Genomic DNA, 19,299 nt, shown 5'->3' with positions numbered 1-19,299 from the left:
CATATAATGAGAAAGATATCTATACTAATGGTTTCTGTGCTCTGCATGATGATGCCTGTAGGGGGTGAGGCTCAGGTGCCTACCGCCTTTGTTTCGAAAGGAACTACGGATATTCAGGCGCAGCCACATACGATAACGCAAACCAGTTCCGGTGCACAATGGGCTCCTGTCGACCCTATGGTGCGCTCTATCACGATGGATAATGGTTTGCCGAGTAATGCCGTGCGTAGCGTGGTTCAGGGTTCTAAGGGATACATGTGGTTTGGTACAGACAACGGATTGTGCCGCTTTGACGGTTATGATGTCAAAACCTATTATAATCCCTTTACGACTGTAGACCAGTATGTAAGTGCCTTGACCGCTTGTGAAGAAGGACTCCTCGTAGGTTGCAATAATGGAGCCTATCTGTTCAGTTATGAAACCGACCGGTTCCAGAAACTGAGCGATAAGATTACGGCTCCTGTTCTTAATTTCTCGCTTGACGGCGATCAGAATGTGTGGATTTCTACCATCGGACAGGGGGTGTTCAGATACAATCGGACTACTCACGAACTGCATCAGTATCCGATGAAGAATATTCAGGGTAAAGTGCAATGTATGCTGGTTGATGCCAATAACCAGGTATGGATGCTCTCTAATCATAGTAAAGCCAGCATCTATCATCTCAATAAGTCGACCGACCAGTTTGAGGCTTTCCCGGTAAAAGGCGATGCAAACAAGTTTTATGGCCTGGCGATGCTTGCCTCACCAGATGGCAATATTTATGTCGGAACCTGGGATAACGGACTTTTCAAACTAAACGCCGATGGTAGTGCCGAGCAGCTCATCAGCGGGACTCTGAGTAATGCAGTTCATCATATCCACCAGCTTTACAACAACGGCAACAAGTATATTCTCATAGCCAGCGATGATGGATTGGTGCAGTATGACATCCAGAACCGCTCCTGGAGTATGTTGTCGGAAGTAAACGATCCGAGCCGGAGTACCAACGAGCGTTTTGTTTATGGTATTGCGGGCGATAAGGAAGGCGGCATCTGGGTAACTACCTTCTATGGAGGTGTGAGTTATCTTCCTTCTACGAGTGTAGAAGAACGTTTCCGAGCTTACTCAGCCCGACAGGGGGGATTGCGCGGTAATGTGGTAGGAAGATTCTTCGAAGACCAGCAGCATCGTATCTGGATAGCTACCGATGATGCCGGACTCGACTGCTTCAATCCCCAGACCAACAGTTTTGTTTCTTATCCGGGCAAGGCGGCTATGGGCAAGTATAATGTTCATGCGCTCTTTGCTGATGAAAACGATTTGTGGGTGGGAACCTATGGTAATGGTGTCATCAGAATGAACATGGCTACCGGAGCGCAGCAGATTTTCCAGACCGATGGAATGGTTTCGGGAAGTAATGCCTATTGTATTTATCGCGACCGGAAGAACCGGCTGTGGGCGGCTTCGATGGATGGAGCCAGTCTTTTCGACGAAGGTCAGCAGAAGTTCAGAAAAATCAAGTCGTTCAAGTCGCTTACCATCGATATCAAGGAAGATCCTCAGGGCAACGTATGGTTTGCTACCCAGGGAGGCGGCTTGTGGCGCTTGGGTAAGAATAATGCCTGGAAACAGTATAAGCATGTTGAGAATGATTCTACTTCGCTGGTGAGTGATCAGGTGAACTGTCTGACTATTGGCGAAAAGGGGCAGCTCTATGCTGTAACCGGCGACGGACTCTGCGAATTCCTGCCTTCTAAAGGTATCTTCCGCCGTATCTCCATCGATGCGCCTAGCCAGGATTTCACGAGCCTTGTCATTTCGCAGGGAGTAATGTGGATTTCTACAAGCAAGGGAATTGTGAAATATACGCCGGGTGAACCTGTCCAGCTATTCAATAAATATGACGGACTCACCTGCGACCAGTTTATGCCAAATGCCGGACTCCTGGCTTCTGACGGCAGAATCTATTTCGGTTCGACAAGAGGTTTCAACTGCTTCTATCCATATCTCGTCAAGATAAACCAGGTAGCTCCTCCTGTGGCAATTACCTCGGTAGAACTCTTCGGAAAGCCGATAGAGGCGGGAAGCGACCAGTTGGATAAATCTCTGAGTCATGCTGCAGAACTCAATCTGTCTCATAATGAGAATACCATCAATATCTCGTTTGCCGCCCTGAGCTATGTCTCGCCAGAGAAGAACCAGTATGCTTACAAACTTGAGGGAGTAGACAAGGATTGGATTTATACCCACGAGCATCGTGCCAACTATACCAATCTTCCTGCCGGAACCTATACCTTCTTGGTTAAGGCAACCAATAATGATGGTGTATGGTCGAAGAATGAGGCAAGACTCCAGATTGTGGTTCATCCGCCGTTCTGGTGGTCTCTGCCAGCCAAGATTCTGTATCTTCTGCTCATCGGTTACGCAATCTACTGGTTCATGCAGATCCGGTTGAAACGTGAGAAACTCCGTCATCAGGAAGAACTCGACCAGTTGGAACTCAAGCAGGATCAGGAGATGAGAGATGCCCGCCTGCAGTTCTTCACGATGATAGCCCATGAAATCCGTACGCCGGTAACGCTTATCATCGGACCTTTGGAGAGTCTGAAAGAGCATTGGAAACAGGTTTCCGAAAAACTTACCGATGGTGAGACTATCACGCAGACGCTTTCTGTTATCGACCGTAACGCCCAGCGTTTGCTCCTGCTCGTCAATCAGCTGCTCGATTTCAACAAGGTGCAGCAGAAGGGCATGCAGGTTCATTTCCGTTTGAATAACATTTCGAAGCTGATGCATGCTGTGGCAGAGCGCTTCGCTCCTACCTTCGAGCAGAAAAGCATCCGTTTTGATGTTGATTATCCTGCTGATGATCTCGTGGCGATGATAGATCAGGAGGCCATTACCAAGGTTATCAGCAATCTGATGACCAACGCCTTGAAATATACCGAGGATTATGTACGCTTGTCCTGCCGCCTGCTGGAGAATGGAACCCATTTCCGCATAGAGGTGGAAGACAACGGATTGGGAATCAGTCCTGACGAAAAGGAGAAAATCTTCGGAGCCTTCTATCAGGCACGTGACAACAAACCGGGAACCGGAATCGGTCTCAACATCGTGAAGAATCTCGTTGAGGCTCATCATGGTATGGTTGAAGTAGAATCTGCAGTAGGTAAGGGATCTACCTTTATCGTAACCTTGCCGCTCAACCAGTTGGATGCTGTGGTTGAGAAGGCGGATGAAATGGTGAAGGAAGAAGAAACTGTTGCTGAGGAAAATCTGCTGACAGATGAAACTCCAGTTGAGCAAGGTTCTCAAAAGGCAGGCGATGCTGTTGCCAGTCCACTTCGTGAACCGGCAAAACCGGTGATGCTGATTGTGGATGATGATGAAGACATGCGCCAGTTTGTGAAGGCTCATTTCGAAAAGATGTATACGGTTTATACTGCCGACAACGGAAAGAATGCGCTACGTAGACTGGAGAAGCATCCGGTTTCGCTCATCATAAGCGACTGGATGATGCCGGAGATGGACGGTCCGGAGTTCTGCCGTAGGGTGCGTGAAAATTCTGAATATTCTCATCTCCCGTTCGTGATGCTCACGGCAAAGACCGATGATGCGGCGAAGACGGAGAGTATGAACTGTGGAGCCGATGTCTACATAGAAAAGCCGTTCTCGATGAAGTATCTTGAGGCAAGCGTAAGACAGCTTCTTGAGATGCGCCGTCTGTTGAGGAGTAAGTTCTCTCATACTCCGCTTGAGCCGATAGCAGAGATAGCTCCAACTCAGGTTGATAATGCGTTCCTGGAACGAATGTCTCGCATCATCGAAGAGAATGTGGCGAATCCGGAACTCAACGTGGCGTTCCTTGCCGAAAAGATGGGCATAAGCCGCTCTTCGCTCTTTAATAAGATTCGCGGTCTTGCCGATGTTACGCCAAACGAGATGATCCAGCTCGTGAAACTGAAGAAGGGCGCACAGCTCCTGAAAGAAGGAAACTACCGCATCAGCGAAATCAGCTATATGGTAGGTTTCAGCAGTCCTAGCTATTTTGCCAAGTGCTTCCAGAAGCAGTTTGGCGTCAAGCCGATGGATTTCGTAGCTGCGGAATCGTAGGATAGAAAAACTATTCGGATAGAATAAAAAATCGCCTGGGTGCTCAGATGCATCCAGGCGATTGTCTTATTTGTAAAAAGCCTATTCTTTATTTCTTTGTGGCTCTGATGAAGAAACCGATGAGGCAGATGTAAGCCAGGAGCGAACAAACCTCAGACATCGGATTAACCCACCAGCTGTCGGCGATACTTACCTCTATGCCGCCAAACTTCAGAAGGGCGCTAACCACACCCATCAGAGCTCCACCGGCGATGAAGCCGCTGGCGATGAGCGTTCCCTTCTCACCACGTTCGCTGTTCACCTTGGCATCCTTGCTGCGCGAAGTAACATACCAGTTGATGACTCCACCCACGAGCAGAGGAACGTTCAGTTCCAGCGGAATAAACATACCCAGAGCGAAAGCCAGGGCAGGAATCTTGAAATAAGTCAGCACGATGGCTATTACGGCTCCGATGCCATAGAGCACCCAAGGAGCTCCCACGCCATTCATCAAAGGGTCGATAACCGCAGCCATAGCATTAGCCTGAGGAGCTGCAAGCGAACCCGATGCGAAACCGTAAGTCTCGTTCAGCAGCATCATCACGCCGCCCACGGTAGCCGCACTTACCAGGGTACCGAGGAATTTCCATCCCTCCTGTTTCTTAGGAGTTGTTCCCAGCCAGTAACCAATCTTCAGGTCGGTAATAAACGAACCTGCTACCGAGAGGGCTGTACAAACCACACCACCCATAATCAGGGCAGCCAGCATGCCGCCAGGACCTTTCAGGCCGACAGTCACCATCACCACAGAGGCGAAGATGAGCGTCATCAGGGTCATTCCCGAAACAGGGTTTGAACCCACGATAGCGATGGCATTAGCCGCTACGGTAGTAAAGAGGAAGGCGATGGCAGCCACGAGCAGAATGGCGATAATGGCGAAGAGAAGGTTGCCATCCATCACGCCAAACCAGAAGAAAAGGAAGGTTACGAGGATGGTAACAAGCGAACCGATAGCAATAATCTTGAAAGAGATGTCGCGCTGGGTGCGCTTCACGTTCTCATCCACATCGCTCTTGCCCTTCAGCTCCTTGGCAGCCAGACCTACGGCACTCTTGATGATGCCCCAGCTCTTGATGATGCCGATGATACCCGCCATGGCGATACCGCCGATACCGATGCTGCGGGCGTAGGCACGGAAGATTTCCTCCGGACTCATCGCCCCCACGGTCTTCACGATGCTAGGATCCCAGGCGCTCAGCACGCTATCATGGAAGATAACGCTCATGCCCGGAACAATCAGCCACCATACTACGAGCGAACCCAGACAGGTGAAGAAGGCATACTTCAGACCGATGATGTAACCCAGACCTAATACGGCAGCACCTGTGTTTACCTTGAATACGAGTTTTGCCTTGTCAGCCAGGTCGCATCCCAGACTTACCACACGCGATGTGAAATTCTCGTTCCACCATCCCAGGCTGGCTACGATAAAGTCGTAAAGACCACCCACCAGTCCGGCTATGAGCAGCGGCTTAGCCTGGTCGCCTCCCTTGGCTCCGCTCACCAGTACCTGCGTGGTAGCCGTAGCCTCAGGGAACGGATACTTGCCGTGCATATCGCTTACGAAGTACTTGCGGAAAGGAATGAGGAAAAGGATTCCCAAGACTCCTCCCAAGGCCGAAGCCATGAAGATCTTCATAAACGAAGTGGTCATCTCCGGATATTTAGCCTGCAGGATGTAGATGGCTGGCAGGGTAAAGATGGCTCCTGCCACCACAGCACCCGAACAGGCTCCGATGCTCTGGATGATGACATTCTCGCCCAGCGCCTTGCTACGCTTGGTAGCGGTACTTACGCCCACGGCGATGATGGCGATAGGGATGGCTGCTTCGAACACCTGACCCACCTTCAAGCCCAGATAAGCTGCGGCGGCAGAGAAGATGACTGCCATCATGATTCCCCATGTAACCGACCATCCGTTCACCTCAGGATAAACCTTGTCAGGCGACATCAGCGGCTTATATTCCTCCCCGTCTTTCAGTTCGCGGAATGCGTTCTCGGGGAGTTGCAAATTGTCTTTTTCTTCCATTATTTCTCAATTCTGATGATATACTCACTCATGAAACTTACACCTGGCTGCAGACGGTTCATCAGATACTTGTCCTTAAACTCGCCATCATATTCAGCCCAGTCGCTCAAACCATACCATGGCTCGATGCAGATGAATGGAGCGTGCTTGCCTGTTGGGTTCCAGATACCTACGGCTGGAGTCTTGAACTCGAGGGTTACATGAGGTTCGCCCTGCTCGTTGAGAATGCTCACCTGCTTAACCTGACTCTTGTCGAAGATAACAGCATCTTCTGCGAAAGTCTCCTCGTTTACTTCCCAGATACCCTTGTCGGTTTCTACGGTTTCCTTAGCCTGACGGTCGATGCATCCGCCTACGTTACCATAGAGACGAACAGGAGCCTCGTTGTCGAGTTTCAGGGTAGCCTTCATTTCTTCGCCCTTCTTGCAGCCAGGAACCATGAATGCTGGGTGACCGCCAATCTGGAAGAAGATTTCCTTGTCGTCGGTATTCTCTACGTGCCAGATGACATGAATCTCGTTGCCCTGCAGGCGGTAAGAGATGGCAAGGTTGAAGTGGTAAGGATAGTTCTTCTGAGTCTCTTCGTTGTCGATGAGCGCGAAGGTGAGGCGGTCGGCAGTCTTGCCAACGAGTTTGAACTCTGTATCGCGTGCGAAACCATGGCGAGGAAGGTGATACTCCTTGCCCTCTGTACGATAAGTGTCTTTCCACAATCCGCATACGATAGGGAAGAGGATAGGAGAGTGGCGGTTCCAGTATTTCTCGTCGCCATCCCAGAGATATTCATTACCATTAGCATCCTTGATGCTCTGAAGTTCTGCTCCGAGAGATGAAATCTCAAGTGTGAGCTGATCATTCTTAATCTGTTCCATTGTTATTAATTCTTTTGTTTAGTTTTTAATGTTTCATCTGATTATCTTTTTTCAAAGATATTGCAAAGGTACAATTTATTTTCGTAAAGCACAAGAAAAGAGCGTTTTTTCTCAGATATTACAATATATTTATACGATTTTGTTAGCTTATCTCGAATATTTGCTGTAACTTTGCAGCCCGAAATAGATAGATAACAAGAAGTATAAGAAAGAAAATAGTATTTAATCTAATGACAAGCAGTAATAAAGTTAAAGGCTTTGCGGCGGGTATTGTTGCCGCAGTATGTTATGGTACCAATCCTTTGGGCACGCTCGAACTCTATGGCGACGGATTCAATTCCAGTTCTGTACTCATCTATCGTTATCTCTTGGCGGTACTGATGTTTGCCGTGGTGATGCTGTTCCGCAAGGAGAGTTTCAAGGTGAAGTGGGGACATCTGATTCGTCTTGGCGTGCTGGGCTGCATGTTTTCGCTCTCATCAGCTACGCTTTATGTCAGTTTCCATTATATGGCGGCAGGTATTGCCAGCACCATCCTCTTCGTTTATCCTATTATGACGGCCATCCTGATGACGGTCTTCTTCCACGAGAAGGTAACGTGGTCTACCTCGCTTGCCATTCTTCTGGCGGTATCGGGAGTAGGATTGCTCTATCAGGGCGATGGAAACGATAAGTTGAGCACGGCGGGTTTTGCCCTCGTCATGTGTTCATCCCTGCTCTATGCCCTTTACATCATCTCCATCAACCAATGGAAGAATCCGGGCATGTCGAACATCAAGTTTACCTTCTACATTCTGGTGTTCGGACTCATCACGATGCTCATCTATTCGTTCATTGCGGGCGAGCCGATACAGATGCTGCAAACTCCGGTACAATGGGCTTATGCCGCCCAGCTGGCTTTGTTGCCAACGGTATTGTCGCTTTTCTTCATGACCATCTCCATCAATCTCATCGGCAGTACTCCAGCCGCCATCATGGGAGCCTTGGAGCCAGTAACAGCCGTCATCATCGGCGTATGCGTCTTCGGCGAGAGCTTCTCTCTGCAGCTGGCGATAGGCATCCTCGCTATCCTGGCTGGCGTAACGATTATCATCGCAAGAAAGAAAGGGTAAAAGGGTAAAAAGAAGAAAAAATCCTCGCTCGAAAAAGAACTCGAACGAGGATTTTTTTATCTGTTCTAGCCGCAAGCAAATAGGCTCGCAAGCCGCCAGGCGTTAAGATGATTATCTCAGGATATCCTTTAGGGCAAAATTGGCAAGGATGCTGGTGCTCTGGCTCAGCATGCGGATGAACTCCTGGGCTGAGTTTTTCATGTAAGCATCTTTCAGAATGTGGATGCAGCCATCCATTTCGTTGTCGGCAGCATCGATAGGAATCGCCTTCATGCCGTTCTGCAGAATGGTGGTCGATTCGGAGAGAATGGTCACCAGATTACTGCGGCTCAGAAGATCAAAGATGATGTTTACATTATTCACCTCAACCATAATCTTGTAGTTCAAATCTTTGCCCTCTACCATGTGATCAAAGGCGTTGCGTGCCTGCAGACCCTTGCAAGGAAGGATGAGGTCGTAACGCTCCAGATCGGAAAGCTTGACCGATGAAAGGCGCGCCAGCGGATGATTCACGTTCACGATGGCGGCAAGACGGTTGCTGAAAATAGCTCGGCTGTCTACCGCCTTCTCGTTCTTCAGAGGCTTGAAAGCCAGAACGAGGTCGAGTTCGCGCTTCTTCAGTCCGTCCATCAGTTCCTGCATGGTGCGGTATTGGATGTTGAGCTTTACATGAGGATAGGCGTGGAGAAAGGCGATGAGCGTCTCGGACATGATGTTGCTGAAGGAGAACGTTACGCCGATGTTCAGTTCGCCTGTAAGCATTTCCTTCAGATCGTTCATGTGGTCTACACAGGCTTCGGCAGAATTGACCGCGTTTTGGGCGTAAGGTCTCAATTCCTTGCCCGCCTCTGTGAGGTAAACTTCATGAGAATTGCGCTCGAAGAGAGGCAGACCTATCTCCTGTTCCAGATGCGAAATCTGCTGTGAGAGGGTGCTCTGGGTTATGTATAACTTGCGCGAAGCTTCAGAGAAGTTGAGCGTCTCGGCTACCTTCAAGAAATATTTCAGTTGTCGTATTTCCATATTGTTCCTTTATTGAAGCTATCGGCTATAGAAATAACCGATAGCTAAATTTGGGTGCAAAGATAAAACATTTATTTTAATATCCTCTTTTTTTGAAGAATAAAATGATGTTTTATCGCATCTCTACTTCTTTTTATCCGGTTATCATCCGATGAAAATCAGATTTCTAACCAGATGATTATTTGATTTCTACTTCGTGCAAATCTACGAATTCGCCATTCTTCTTCTTTCTTTCTACCAGCATGGCAAGCAGTTTGCGCTTGCGGTTGTCGGCGATGAAGCGGCGGAAGAATACGTTTGGAATAGCCACACCCAGGGCGATGCAGATGATGACGAGCGAAGCCTTGATGAGGTTGTTCATACCTACGGTTACTTCGCCTACCACGCCGTGCATGTCGATGAAGGCGAACAGGGCACGATACATCAGAACTCCCGGTACCATTGGGATAACGCTAGGAATGGTGATGCATTGGTGAGGGGTATGGAACCAATGGCGCGCCTTGATCACGATGATGCTGATGAGCGCAGAACCGGCAAGCGAACCGATGCTCAGACCCATGTCGAGACCGATGTTGCCGTTAGATGGACCCAGGTTGACGAAATTGCGGAAGCATACGGCGATGATACCGCCCACAGCTACAACCGGCAACAGACGGCGAGGTATGCTGAAGATGGTAGAGAAGCCCATGGCCGATACGGCAGCTGCGATGGCAAACTCCCAGTATTCGTGATGAGGAGTCATCGTAAGATCCTTCACGAAGTTGTCGATATGGCAAACCTGGATGGCGAAAGCGATACCGAACGCCATTGCGAAGATCATCAGCAGGGTGTTCAGGGCACGAACCATTCCCACCTCAATATATCCGTCGAGCATATCGCACACAAAGTTGATGAGTGGAACTCCCGGCACGATGAAGAGGGCGCACGCCATCAGCGGATGCCAAGGGGTATCTGAATGCATGAAGGCTGGAACCGCTTCGGCAATCGATGGGTTGAGCGAAAGAAATGAGGTGAGCCAGGCTATCAGAGTGGCTACGAAAGCCGAAATGCCGATGGCTACATAGTTGTTGCAGCCCTTGGTTGGCAAGAACATTCTCAGGCGGAAACCCAGAATGGCTGCAAGCGAACAGAAGAAGAAGGCTGGCCAGTCGCAACCGAACTGGATGCAGAATCCGCCGCAGGCAAAACCGCCGCCGATGGCTACCTGCCAAGGGGTGAAGCTGCGTGGGGTGGCCTTGATGTCGTTCAGAGCCTGCTCATACTGTTCGAGCGAATAGTTTTCCTTGATGGCCTTCCAGGTGAGCTTACTTACCTGGGAAATAGAGGTGAGGTTGATACCGTGCTTCTCGCATCGCTGGAACTTGGAGAAGGAGTGCTTCTCGTCGCTATAGTTTACCATCAGCACGTTCCAGTTGATGTAAAGGTGCATATATCGCTCGTCGAGACCGAGGAAAGCTGCTGCACGCTTCATGGTTCGCATGATGCGGGATGTGTCGGCAGCACTTTCCATGAGAATGCTACCGGTACGTAATAATAAGTCGAGTTTTCTTCTGAGTTCTGATTCTGCTATTTCCTTGCAGTTGCAGTTATCTTCTACGCAAGCGCAGGTTTTCAATTCTTTTTCTGTCATATATGTTTATCCAAATACAAAAATAATAATCTGAATGGTTACAATTCTGAGGAACATGGCGAATGGATATACATTCGCATAGCCTACTGTTGGCGCATCAGCCGAAGTCTGCTCACGTACGTAAGCCAGGGCAGATGGGTTGGTGTTGGCACCTGCCAATACGCCGAGTAATGTATAATAATTGATGTGGAACACGAGCTTGCCGATGATGCCGCCCAGAATGATTGGTATCATGGTGATGGCGATGCCGTAGAGTATCCAGGTCAGTCCGCTTTCTGATGCTACGGTCTGGATAAACTGTTCGCCTGTGCCGAGACCCACGCAAGCCAGGAAGATGCAGATGCCGATTTCGCGCAGCATCAGGTTGGCTGAAATGGTATTGTAGGTAACGAGGTTGTATTTCGGTCCGAAATAACCTATCAGAATGGCTACTACCAATGGGCCGCCGGTAAGTCCGAGGCGCAGATTCTCGTTGATGCCTGGGATGAAGAACGGAATGTTGGCTACGATACAACCCAGCATGATGCCCAGGAAGATTGGGATGAGGTTAGGGTAGTTCAGACGCTTCATCTGGTTACCCAGCACCTTCTCGGTATGAGCGATGGCGAGTTCCTTGCCCACTACGGTTACGCGGTCGCCCAACTGGAGTTTCAGGTCTGGGGTTGCGATGAGGTCTACACCATTTCTGTTCACGCGGGTAATGTTGGCGCCAAGGTTGCTTCTAATCTGCAACTGGCTGATGCTCTTGCCGTTGATGCCCGGTTTGGTAATCAGGATTCGGCGGTTGATGAGTTCGCTGCTGAATTCCTCGTCCTTTACGTCAACCTTCTCGCCGAGCAGGGCGATGATAGGTTCTTCTACGGTAGGATGAGCCACAATCTGCAGAATGTCGCCCTCTTCTATCACGGTCTGTCCGTTAACTATCTCGTCCTGGCGTTCACCGTTGTTACGGATAATCTTGGAAACCATGAAGTCGCGCTTCAGCAAATAGCGGATCTGCTTGACGGTATCTTTGAAAACCATCTGGTTAGAAACCTTTACGGCGAAGGTGTTCAGGGTCATCGCTTCAAGATGTCCCTTGCCTCGCTTAGCTTCATCCTCTTCCTTCTGCTTGTCTACGCGTAGCGCGAACCTTAATATAATGAAGCTGAGGATAACGCCGAGCACACCCATAGGATAGGCGATGGCATAGCCGGCTGCGATGGATGGGGCGTCGATGTGGCGCAGGTCGCTGAATGCCTGCTGGGCTGCACCCAATCCAGGAGTGTTGGTTACGGCACCCGAAAGGATACCGGCCATAGAGGTGATGGATGTTCCCGAAAATGAGAAGATGACTAAGGTAGTAATGATACTCAGGGCCACAACAATCATGCTGAGCAGGTTGAGACTCTTGCCGCCGTTCTTGAACGAAGCGAAGAAGCCCGGACCTACCTCCAGACCGATAGAGTAGACAAAGAGGATCAAGCCAAATTCCTTGAGGAAGTGGAGCAGATGCTCATCAAGGTTGAGAGAGAAATGTCCAAAGATAAGACCGATGAACAGAATCCAAGCCAAGCCCAGGGAAACACCTTTTACTCTGAGCTTACCTAAACACAAACCCAAGGCGATGACCAGCGAAAGAATCATCACAGAGTGGGCTACTCCGCCTCCCCAAAGGTCTGGGAAGCCATAAAATAGATTTTTTAAAATCTCCATTTTTCTTTATCTATTAATGTAAATACTGAATTTTCAAAAACATTCTTTCTTATCGATTTCTGAAATCGATTGCAAAGGTATAGATAAAAACGAAAGCAAAACTCGTTTTATATTTAAAAGCTACGAATGCGGCTATAAGAGTTTTCTATAGCGAAAATAGGCTTTGCGGGCTTTTCTTTTCTCTTTCTTATGCATTTCTAGCCCTTTCTATGCTCATTATATCAGTTTTTTTTGTAATTTTGCAACCGGATTATTATAAACAGGAAAGAATATGCTGAATATTGACGAAATAAAGGATAAGAGAATTGCCGTGCTCCTTTCGGGTGGCGTCGACAGTTCGGTTGTGGTTTGGGAGTTTGCCCAGCTGGGCCTGCATCCTGATTGCTTCTACATCAAGATTGGTCCTGAGGAGAAAGAGGAGTGGGACTGCTCTTCGGAGGAGGACCTGGAGATGGCTACGGCTGTGGCTAGAAAGTATGGGTGCAAGCTGCAAGTGGTTGACTGCCATCATGAATATTGGAACGAGGTAACCCGTTATACGATGGAGAAGGTGAAGGCTGGTTTTACGCCTAATCCGGACGTGATGTGCAACCGCCTGATTAAGTTTGGCGCCTTCGATGAGAAGATGGGACACAACTACGACCTCATCGCCACGGGGCATTATGCGCAGACCGAAACGGATGAAAATGGCGATAAATGGCTTGTCACGAGTCCTGATCCTGTGAAAGACCAGACCGATTTCCTGGCTCAAATAGAGAGCTGGCAATTGAAAAAAGCGATTTTCCCTATCGGCCATCATATCAAGAATGAGGTTCGCGAGATAGCCGAAGAGGAGCATCTGATAAATGCCAAGCGCAAGGACAGCCAGGGAATCTGCTTCCTGGGACAGATAAATTATAATGATTATATCCGCCGTTATCTGGGCGAGAAACCGGGCGATGTTATAGAGATGGAAACGGGCAAGCGCATAGGCGAGCACAAGGGTTTGTGGTTTCATACCATCGGCCAGCGCAAGGGCTTGGGCTTTGGCGGCGGTCCCTGGTTCGTGATTAAGAAGGATGTAGAGAACAACATCCTGTATGTGAGTCATGGTTATGATCCGCAGTCGGCATACAAGAAGGATTTTCCTCTCCATGATTTCCATTTCCTCACACGCGAGGTTGCGATGCTGAAGGTAACTTTCAAGATTCGTCATACGCCGGAGTATCATCCTGCTACGATAGAAAAACTGGAAGACGGCCGCTGGATGATTCATTCAGAAGAGGCGATTCATGGTGTGGCTCCCGGCCAGTTCTGTGTAGTTTATGATGAGCATCATCATCGTTGCTATGGCTCGGGCGAGATTACGGTATAAAAAGAAAAAGGGAGTATCATCAGCATTTTTTCATTTGCTGAATACTCCCAATATTTATAATTCTGTTTCAGGCATTTTGCTCGTGGGCATAATTTGCATAGTTGCCCAAAATCTGTTCAATATGGATTACTTCTGGACAAGAATCCCAAGTAAAGCCACCCCCCATGAGATACCAGTTGTTTCTTTCTTTTACTGGGACTTTTTTCATGCTTGGGAATGCAGAGATAGGCATCGTTATGGAACGGCCATCTTGCAGGGTAACTTCAAACTTACCTCTTTTGGGAAAGGATAAAGCCTTTATCTTTGGCTTCACATCCCAATAACCTTCTTTCTGATACATATTCTTACTCTTTTATTTTAATGATTCTTATTGTCTTACCTTTCTTGAACTGCTTCCATTGATGAAGTAATTTAGATTGGTATTTTTCTGCTATCTTAATCACTTCTTTGACCTGCTTATCTGTTAAGTCACCTTGTTTTGCCAATTCTATATTTGGCTCTAACCAAATTTTGCAGAGTTCTTCTGTCCCTCGTTTACCCACATGAACATGAGCTCTGTTTTCATGGAAATCTGTATTGTAAAACAGAAAGTTCCATATTATTTTGGCAGTTATATAGAGAAGTACTTTAGGCATAATTTAATATAATCTTATTGCTTTAACAAATCTATTTGCAAAGATACAAAGTTTTGGCGAAACAATAGCACTTTTATTGATTTATTTCTCTAAAAAATCAAACTGCATAGGAATTTATACTTTTTACCCTTCCCCGATAATGCTGTCCAGCAACTCCTGGCAGGCATCTTCGAGAAGCGTGATGACGAGCTCGAAGTCGCTATAGTCGCCATAATACGGATCGGGAACGGTGGTGTATTCGCGATGATGGGCCAGAAAATCGGCCATGCGCACAACCTTCTTCCTATCAGACTCTGAAGAAGCCATGGAGGTAATGGCACGGTAGTTTTCGTTGTCCATTACCACGATGGTTTCGAAACGGGCGAAGTCTGACTTCTGAAACTGGCGGGCATGGCTGTTGAAATTGTAGCCATGCTCGGCGCCACATTTGCGCATGCGGCTGTCGGGTAACTGACCTATGTGCCAGCCCCCGATGCCCGCAGAATCGATTTCAAACTCATCCTGAAGCCCTGCTTTTTCTACAAGACTCTTCATGATTCCCTCGGCTGCCGGAGAGCGGCAGATGTTGCCCAGGCAGATGAATAATACGGTATGTTTACCTTTCTTTGTCATGTTGCTAACTTTTTTTGTTTGCAAAGTTAGCATAAATCTCTGTATTATGCAAGATTTTTCTTCATTTTTCTTCCCACAAAGTTCCAGGAAGGCATCTTCTTCAGGGTGCTGCGGATAGGCTGAATGTCCCAGAGCAGGAAGATGATGAGCACGCCTATGCCGATGAGACAGGTTAGTCCGTAGAGCTCGCGGATGCTGATCATCAGCAGGTTGCCGGCATCATAAGGCAGTCCGCGCGACATGTTTTCTGCCATCTGATGGCGAAGTCCGTAGCTGTAGAGTCCGGAGCACATCGCCGAAACAGGGCCGTTGCGGATGATGCCTGCCATCGTCAGTCCCATGAAGAAATGCTCAAACGGCATCAGCTCTTCCAGATATACGGTAAGCATGCAGAAGAAGATGGCGTTGCCGATGCTTCTGAGGAAGATGGGCAGATAGAGTGCCTCGATGTTGAGTCCCGGGTCGATGAGGAAATACATCATTACGGGATAACATACCATCGTTGCCACGCCTATCGTGAGCAGTCGGGTATATTTCTGATGGAGCACCTTGCACCAGAACAGGCAGAAGAGGCATCCGGCGATAGACCCCACCCATTCTACGAAGTTGAGCACATTGGTGGTAAACGTGCCGAAATGAAGCACGCCGCCCGTAAAGGCTGTCTGCAGCACCTTGGGCGTACTGCCCATAAACTCTACGAAGGCGAAGAGGATGAGCAGGGGGATGAGCCGTTTATACTTCCATGCCGCGGGAGCGATGAAAGGATGACGGATGTGGAGCATGCGCTGGATGCAGAAATAGCCGGTTATGATAAAGAGTACGACATCTATCTGCATGATCTTTGAATCGAGCCAGTTGTAATGCTCGCCGTAGGTGAAGAAGAAGATGAACTCCAGCATCCATGCCGACCAGAGGAAGCATCCCAGATAGTCGAGGCTGATGAAGGGCAGGGGTTTCATGAAGCGGAAGTCGTGGGTGGTTACGAAGACCGTGAGTGCTACCAGCAGCAGGGCGCCCGTCATCGTCCAGTTGATGATGCGCCAGTCCTGGTATATATAAATAAGGTGTTCGGTAACCCAAGGCGTGAAGAACATGTTTCCCAAAACCACGCTATAGAGCAGGGGGAAGAAGATGGTAAAATCGCGCTTGGGGGTCATCCACAACTGGATGTTGCTCATGCATTCGAAGGTTCCGCAGAGTTTGAAGAAACCTGCTAGGTAAGAGAGTATGCACATCACGGGAACCGAATCGGTCCACATGATGAGGAAATTGCAAGCCGCTATTACCAACGCCGCATTCAGCAGAAGTTGGCGGTTGGTAAAATGAAACTTCATCTTGAAGAGAAGGGGGAATGGCATCGCCACGCCCACTACGTTGAACATGATGATCATGAGCACGTCTTCTCTCATCAAACTGTACTCGCCCATCACCTGGCTCATGGCTCCTCCATAAATTCCGCCCGACATCAGGAAGATGAAGGCGAAGAGGAGATAAATCCAAGGCTGCAACCGGCGAGGAATATATCCGTTGAACGAAGGGACGCGGAAGGGTCCCTGTAACATAGGAGGTCCTGGCATTTTTTTAATTAATAATTTATAGTTGATAGTTTATAGAACATTCTATTTATAGTTTATAGAACATTCTATTTGAGGCGAACCTTGGTTTCTACGTTCAGTCCGGCACGGAGCAGAGCTACCTGTTTAGGGTCGTTATCGCGGGTGAGGGCGATGCGAACCGGTACGCGTTGTTCTACCTTTACGAAGTTGCCGGTGGCATTATCTACCGGAATCATGGAGTAGGCGTTGCCGGCAGCTGCTGAGAGTGCCTCTACCTTGCCGTGGAATACTACACCCGGAATGGCATCGGCTGTAAAATCTACCGCCTTGCCCACCTGGATGCCGTCCATCTGGGTTTCACGATAGTTGGCTACTACCCATACATCGTTGTCATCCACGATACGTGCCAACATCTGTCCTGGCTGAACCAGCTGCCCCTCGTGGATATCTTTTCTGCCCATTACGCCGTCGCAGGTAGCCACGATTACGGTATAAGAAAGGTTCAGACGGGCCAGATTGAGCTGAGCCTCTGCCACACTCTCGCCGGCACGCGAACCGCCCAACTGCTGGGTCTGTACGTTGCGGACCGAGGCGGCACTTGCCTTCCGGCTGCTTGCCTGCTCATAACGAGCCTTGGCTCCCAGATAGCGGGCGTAGGCATTATCATATTGCTGGCGGGTTACCGCATCCTTCTTCATCAGGGCTGCAAAACGGTCAAAATCCTGCTTGGCGTTCATCATGTCTACACGTGCCTCTTCGATACCTGCCGAAGCCGTCTGCACGTTGGTAGTGGTGGTTCCCATGCTGGCTGATACAACCGAAGAACCTGCCTTAGAACCGCGCAGACCAGCCTCTGCCTGAGCCACATGCAGGCGGAATTCTGAATCTTCGATAATGACGAGTGTATCGCCCTTCTTCACGTGCTGATAGTCGGAGAAACGGATTTCCTTGATAAATCCTGATACGCGCGTGTTGATAGGCGTAATGTGGCGATTCACCTGGGCATCATCGGTATAAACCACGTCGCTACCATGATAAAAATGGCTGAAACACCAGCCGATGGCTCCTATAAAACAGAGGATGATAACTACATTATATATTCTCTTGATAATCTTCTTATTCATAATTTATATTTGTTTTATTGTTTGAAAAAGAGCAGATGAATTGGCTTTCCCTTCGGACGCCGAACCTTGTTTCTTCGTTCTTCACTCTTCACTTTCTAAATTTCTCCCACTACGTATTTCATGCGGTAATAAGCGTATACGATGTTGATGCGGGCATCTACCTCGCTCAGTTCGGCGTTGAGCTTCAGGTTCGATGCATCCACCATGTCGGTTACCAGCGCCAGCTGACTGAGATAGCGGGCATTCATCACCTCGTAGTTCTGCTGCGCCAGTTCTACGCTCTTGCGTTGCGTTTCCAGTTCTACGTAGGTTTGCTGATATTGCACGTAGGCAGCCTGTACGCTATTGTTCAGCTGTTCAGCCTGCAGGGCATGGCTTTCTTTTGCCTGTCGGGTTTCTACGGCAGCCTGTCTGATGCGCTTGTTGCTCTTGAAGAGCGAACTGAGGCTGTATTTCACGCCTACGCCCACATACCATACGTTCAGATTCTTGTCTATCGGCGGCAACTCGAAGAGGATAGGTCCGTCAAAATTCTCGGCAGCCACCAGAGCCACTTTCGGCAGCAGGTCGCTCTTGGCAATCTTCTCCTTCTGTTCCGCTATTCTGATGGCGTTGCTGCTCTGTTCCAGCAGGGGCGAATTCATCGTGCTTGCCGTCTGCCAGTAAGCTTCGCCATCCTTGGCGTAAGCCTTGTCTGCAATCGTAGCGTCCGGAATAATCAGCATCTCCTGTTCCCCTTTATCTTCCTGGTTCATGCCGAGCGTATTCAGGAGCTGGTGGTTCAGGATACTGCGGTTGTTGCGTAGCGAAGTGAGTCCCAGTTTCAGGCTCTCCATCTGCAGTTCGTATCGGGTGATGTCGTTCTTGAGCGCCATTCCCTGGGTTTGTTTCGCCTTGATGTCGGCGATAAGCTGGCGGGTGAGCTCGATGTTTTTTTCATATACCTTGATACGGTTGTCTATCTTGTAGAGGTCCAGATACTGTCCCAGGGCGATGAAGCGAGCCTGCTGACGGGTGAGTTTCACGCCCACCTCTGCCTGCTGCTTGCCCAGTTCGGCGAGGCGGATGCCTGCGTTGATGGCGCCACCAGCATAAACCACCTGCTGTGCCTGGAAGGCGAAATTATTGCCGAAGTGGGGCGATTTCAAACCTTGGGCGTTACTGAAGTCGCGGTCGGTCATCAGGGCGTTTCCGATGTAACTGAAGGAGAGGGATGCATCGAGGTCGGGCAGTTTCTTGCTTTTAGCCGATTCGATACCGATGCTGGCAGCTTCTACGCCCGATTTCGAGGTTCGTAGCGACTTGCTGTTTTCTTCGATTCTCTCGAAGAGTTGGGCGATGGTCATCCTGGTTTGAGCCACAGCCCATAGAGAGCCTCCCCAGATGAGAAGGCCTGCAATCATCATTTTCTTTATCATTCAAAAAATCTGTTTTTTATTATTCTTTAAAAATTCTGTTATCTCATGAATTCGGGTGCAAAGGTACGGCGATTTTGGCGAATATCCGTTTTAAATTTTTCGTGC

Annotated in this window: 14 protein-coding genes; 3 read left to right on the top strand and 11 right to left on the bottom strand. The window is 48.9% G+C overall.

Features of this window, described 5'->3' with window-relative positions; all coding sequences use genetic code 11:
- Positions 1 to 6: 6 nt before the first annotated feature.
- Positions 7 to 4,095, top strand: a complete 4,089-nt coding sequence (locus KUA46_RS08755; protein WP_256625018.1) for a hybrid sensor histidine kinase/response regulator transcription factor — start codon at positions 7 to 9, stop codon at positions 4,093 to 4,095.
- A gap of 88 nt (positions 4,096 to 4,183) precedes the next feature.
- Here KUA46_RS08755 and KUA46_RS08750 read toward each other — a convergent pair whose 3' ends face one another.
- Both KUA46_RS08750 and KUA46_RS08745 read right to left on the bottom strand, forming a co-directional pair.
- Positions 4,184 to 6,163 (bottom strand): OPT family oligopeptide transporter, encoded by a 1,980-nt coding sequence (locus KUA46_RS08750; protein WP_218486913.1) that lies wholly within the window; start codon positions 6,161 to 6,163, stop codon positions 4,184 to 4,186.
- Positions 6,163 to 7,035, bottom strand: a complete 873-nt coding sequence (locus KUA46_RS08745) for an aldose 1-epimerase family protein (RefSeq protein WP_153138352.1) — start codon at positions 7,033 to 7,035, stop codon at positions 6,163 to 6,165. The genes KUA46_RS08750 and KUA46_RS08745 overlap by 1 nt, the downstream gene beginning before the upstream one ends.
- Positions 7,036 to 7,265: 230 nt before the next feature.
- Between KUA46_RS08745 and KUA46_RS08740 the strand changes: the two genes are divergently transcribed.
- Complete coding sequence (locus tag KUA46_RS08740) at positions 7,266 to 8,147, top strand: DMT family transporter (RefSeq protein WP_217759404.1); 882 nt, start codon at positions 7,266 to 7,268, stop codon at positions 8,145 to 8,147.
- 111 nt (positions 8,148 to 8,258) lie between these two features.
- On the opposite strand, the gene KUA46_RS08735 is transcribed toward KUA46_RS08740, so the two are convergent.
- The 3 genes from KUA46_RS08735 to KUA46_RS08725 form a co-directional block, all read right to left on the bottom strand.
- On the bottom strand, positions 8,259 to 9,170 hold the full coding sequence (locus KUA46_RS08735; protein WP_117586008.1) for a LysR family transcriptional regulator: 912 nt from the start codon (positions 9,168 to 9,170) through the stop codon (positions 8,259 to 8,261).
- Positions 9,171 to 9,348: 178 nt separating this feature from the next.
- Positions 9,349 to 10,800, bottom strand: a complete 1,452-nt coding sequence (locus KUA46_RS08730; protein WP_218486914.1) for a threonine/serine ThrE exporter family protein — start codon at positions 10,798 to 10,800, stop codon at positions 9,349 to 9,351.
- A gap of 6 nt (positions 10,801 to 10,806) precedes the next feature.
- A complete protein-coding gene (locus KUA46_RS08725) occupies positions 10,807 to 12,495 on the bottom strand; it encodes a putative transporter (RefSeq protein WP_218486915.1) in 1,689 nt (562 codons plus the stop codon).
- 274 nt (positions 12,496 to 12,769) lie between these two features.
- Between KUA46_RS08725 and mnmA the strand changes: the two genes are divergently transcribed.
- Positions 12,770 to 13,849 carry a tRNA 2-thiouridine(34) synthase MnmA gene (mnmA, locus tag KUA46_RS08720; protein ID WP_153093346.1) on the top strand — a complete coding sequence of 360 codons (1,080 nt, stop codon included), beginning with the start codon at positions 12,770 to 12,772 and terminating at the stop codon, positions 13,847 to 13,849.
- A 67-nt stretch (positions 13,850 to 13,916) separates the two neighbouring features.
- On the opposite strand, the gene KUA46_RS08715 is transcribed toward mnmA, so the two are convergent.
- The 6 genes from KUA46_RS08715 to KUA46_RS08690 all read right to left on the bottom strand — a co-directional run bounded on the left by KUA46_RS08715 (position 13,917) and on the right by KUA46_RS08690 (position 19,182).
- On the bottom strand, positions 13,917 to 14,189 hold the full coding sequence (locus KUA46_RS08715) for a DUF2442 domain-containing protein (RefSeq protein ID WP_117691669.1): 273 nt from the start codon (positions 14,187 to 14,189) through the stop codon (positions 13,917 to 13,919).
- 4 nt (positions 14,190 to 14,193) lie between these two features.
- The gene (locus KUA46_RS08710; RefSeq protein WP_153082187.1) at positions 14,194 to 14,484 is read right to left on the bottom strand and encodes a DUF4160 domain-containing protein; all 291 of its coding nucleotides are present in this window, start codon (positions 14,482 to 14,484) and stop codon (positions 14,194 to 14,196) included.
- A 123-nt stretch (positions 14,485 to 14,607) separates the two neighbouring features.
- A complete protein-coding gene (locus KUA46_RS08705) occupies positions 14,608 to 15,096 on the bottom strand; it encodes a low molecular weight protein-tyrosine-phosphatase (RefSeq protein WP_256625019.1) in 489 nt (162 codons plus the stop codon).
- A gap of 44 nt (positions 15,097 to 15,140) precedes the next feature.
- Positions 15,141 to 16,658 carry a hypothetical protein gene (locus KUA46_RS08700; RefSeq protein WP_256625020.1) on the bottom strand — a complete coding sequence of 506 codons (1,518 nt, stop codon included), beginning with the start codon at positions 16,656 to 16,658 and terminating at the stop codon, positions 15,141 to 15,143.
- A gap of 80 nt (positions 16,659 to 16,738) precedes the next feature.
- Positions 16,739 to 17,779, bottom strand: coding sequence for an HlyD family secretion protein (locus KUA46_RS08695; protein ID WP_117691661.1), 1,041 nt, complete (start codon positions 17,777 to 17,779; stop codon positions 16,739 to 16,741).
- 92 nt (positions 17,780 to 17,871) lie between these two features.
- Entirely contained in the window at positions 17,872 to 19,182 is a 1,311-nt protein-coding gene (locus tag KUA46_RS08690; RefSeq protein WP_256625021.1) for a TolC family protein, read from the bottom strand.
- Positions 19,183 to 19,299 lie beyond the last annotated feature (117 nt).

It is taken from the genome of Segatella copri (assembly GCF_019249765.2).
Taxonomy (GTDB): Bacteria; Bacteroidota; Bacteroidia; order Bacteroidales; family Bacteroidaceae; genus Prevotella; species Prevotella copri_K.
This window is presented reverse-complemented; position numbering and strand designations above follow the sequence as displayed.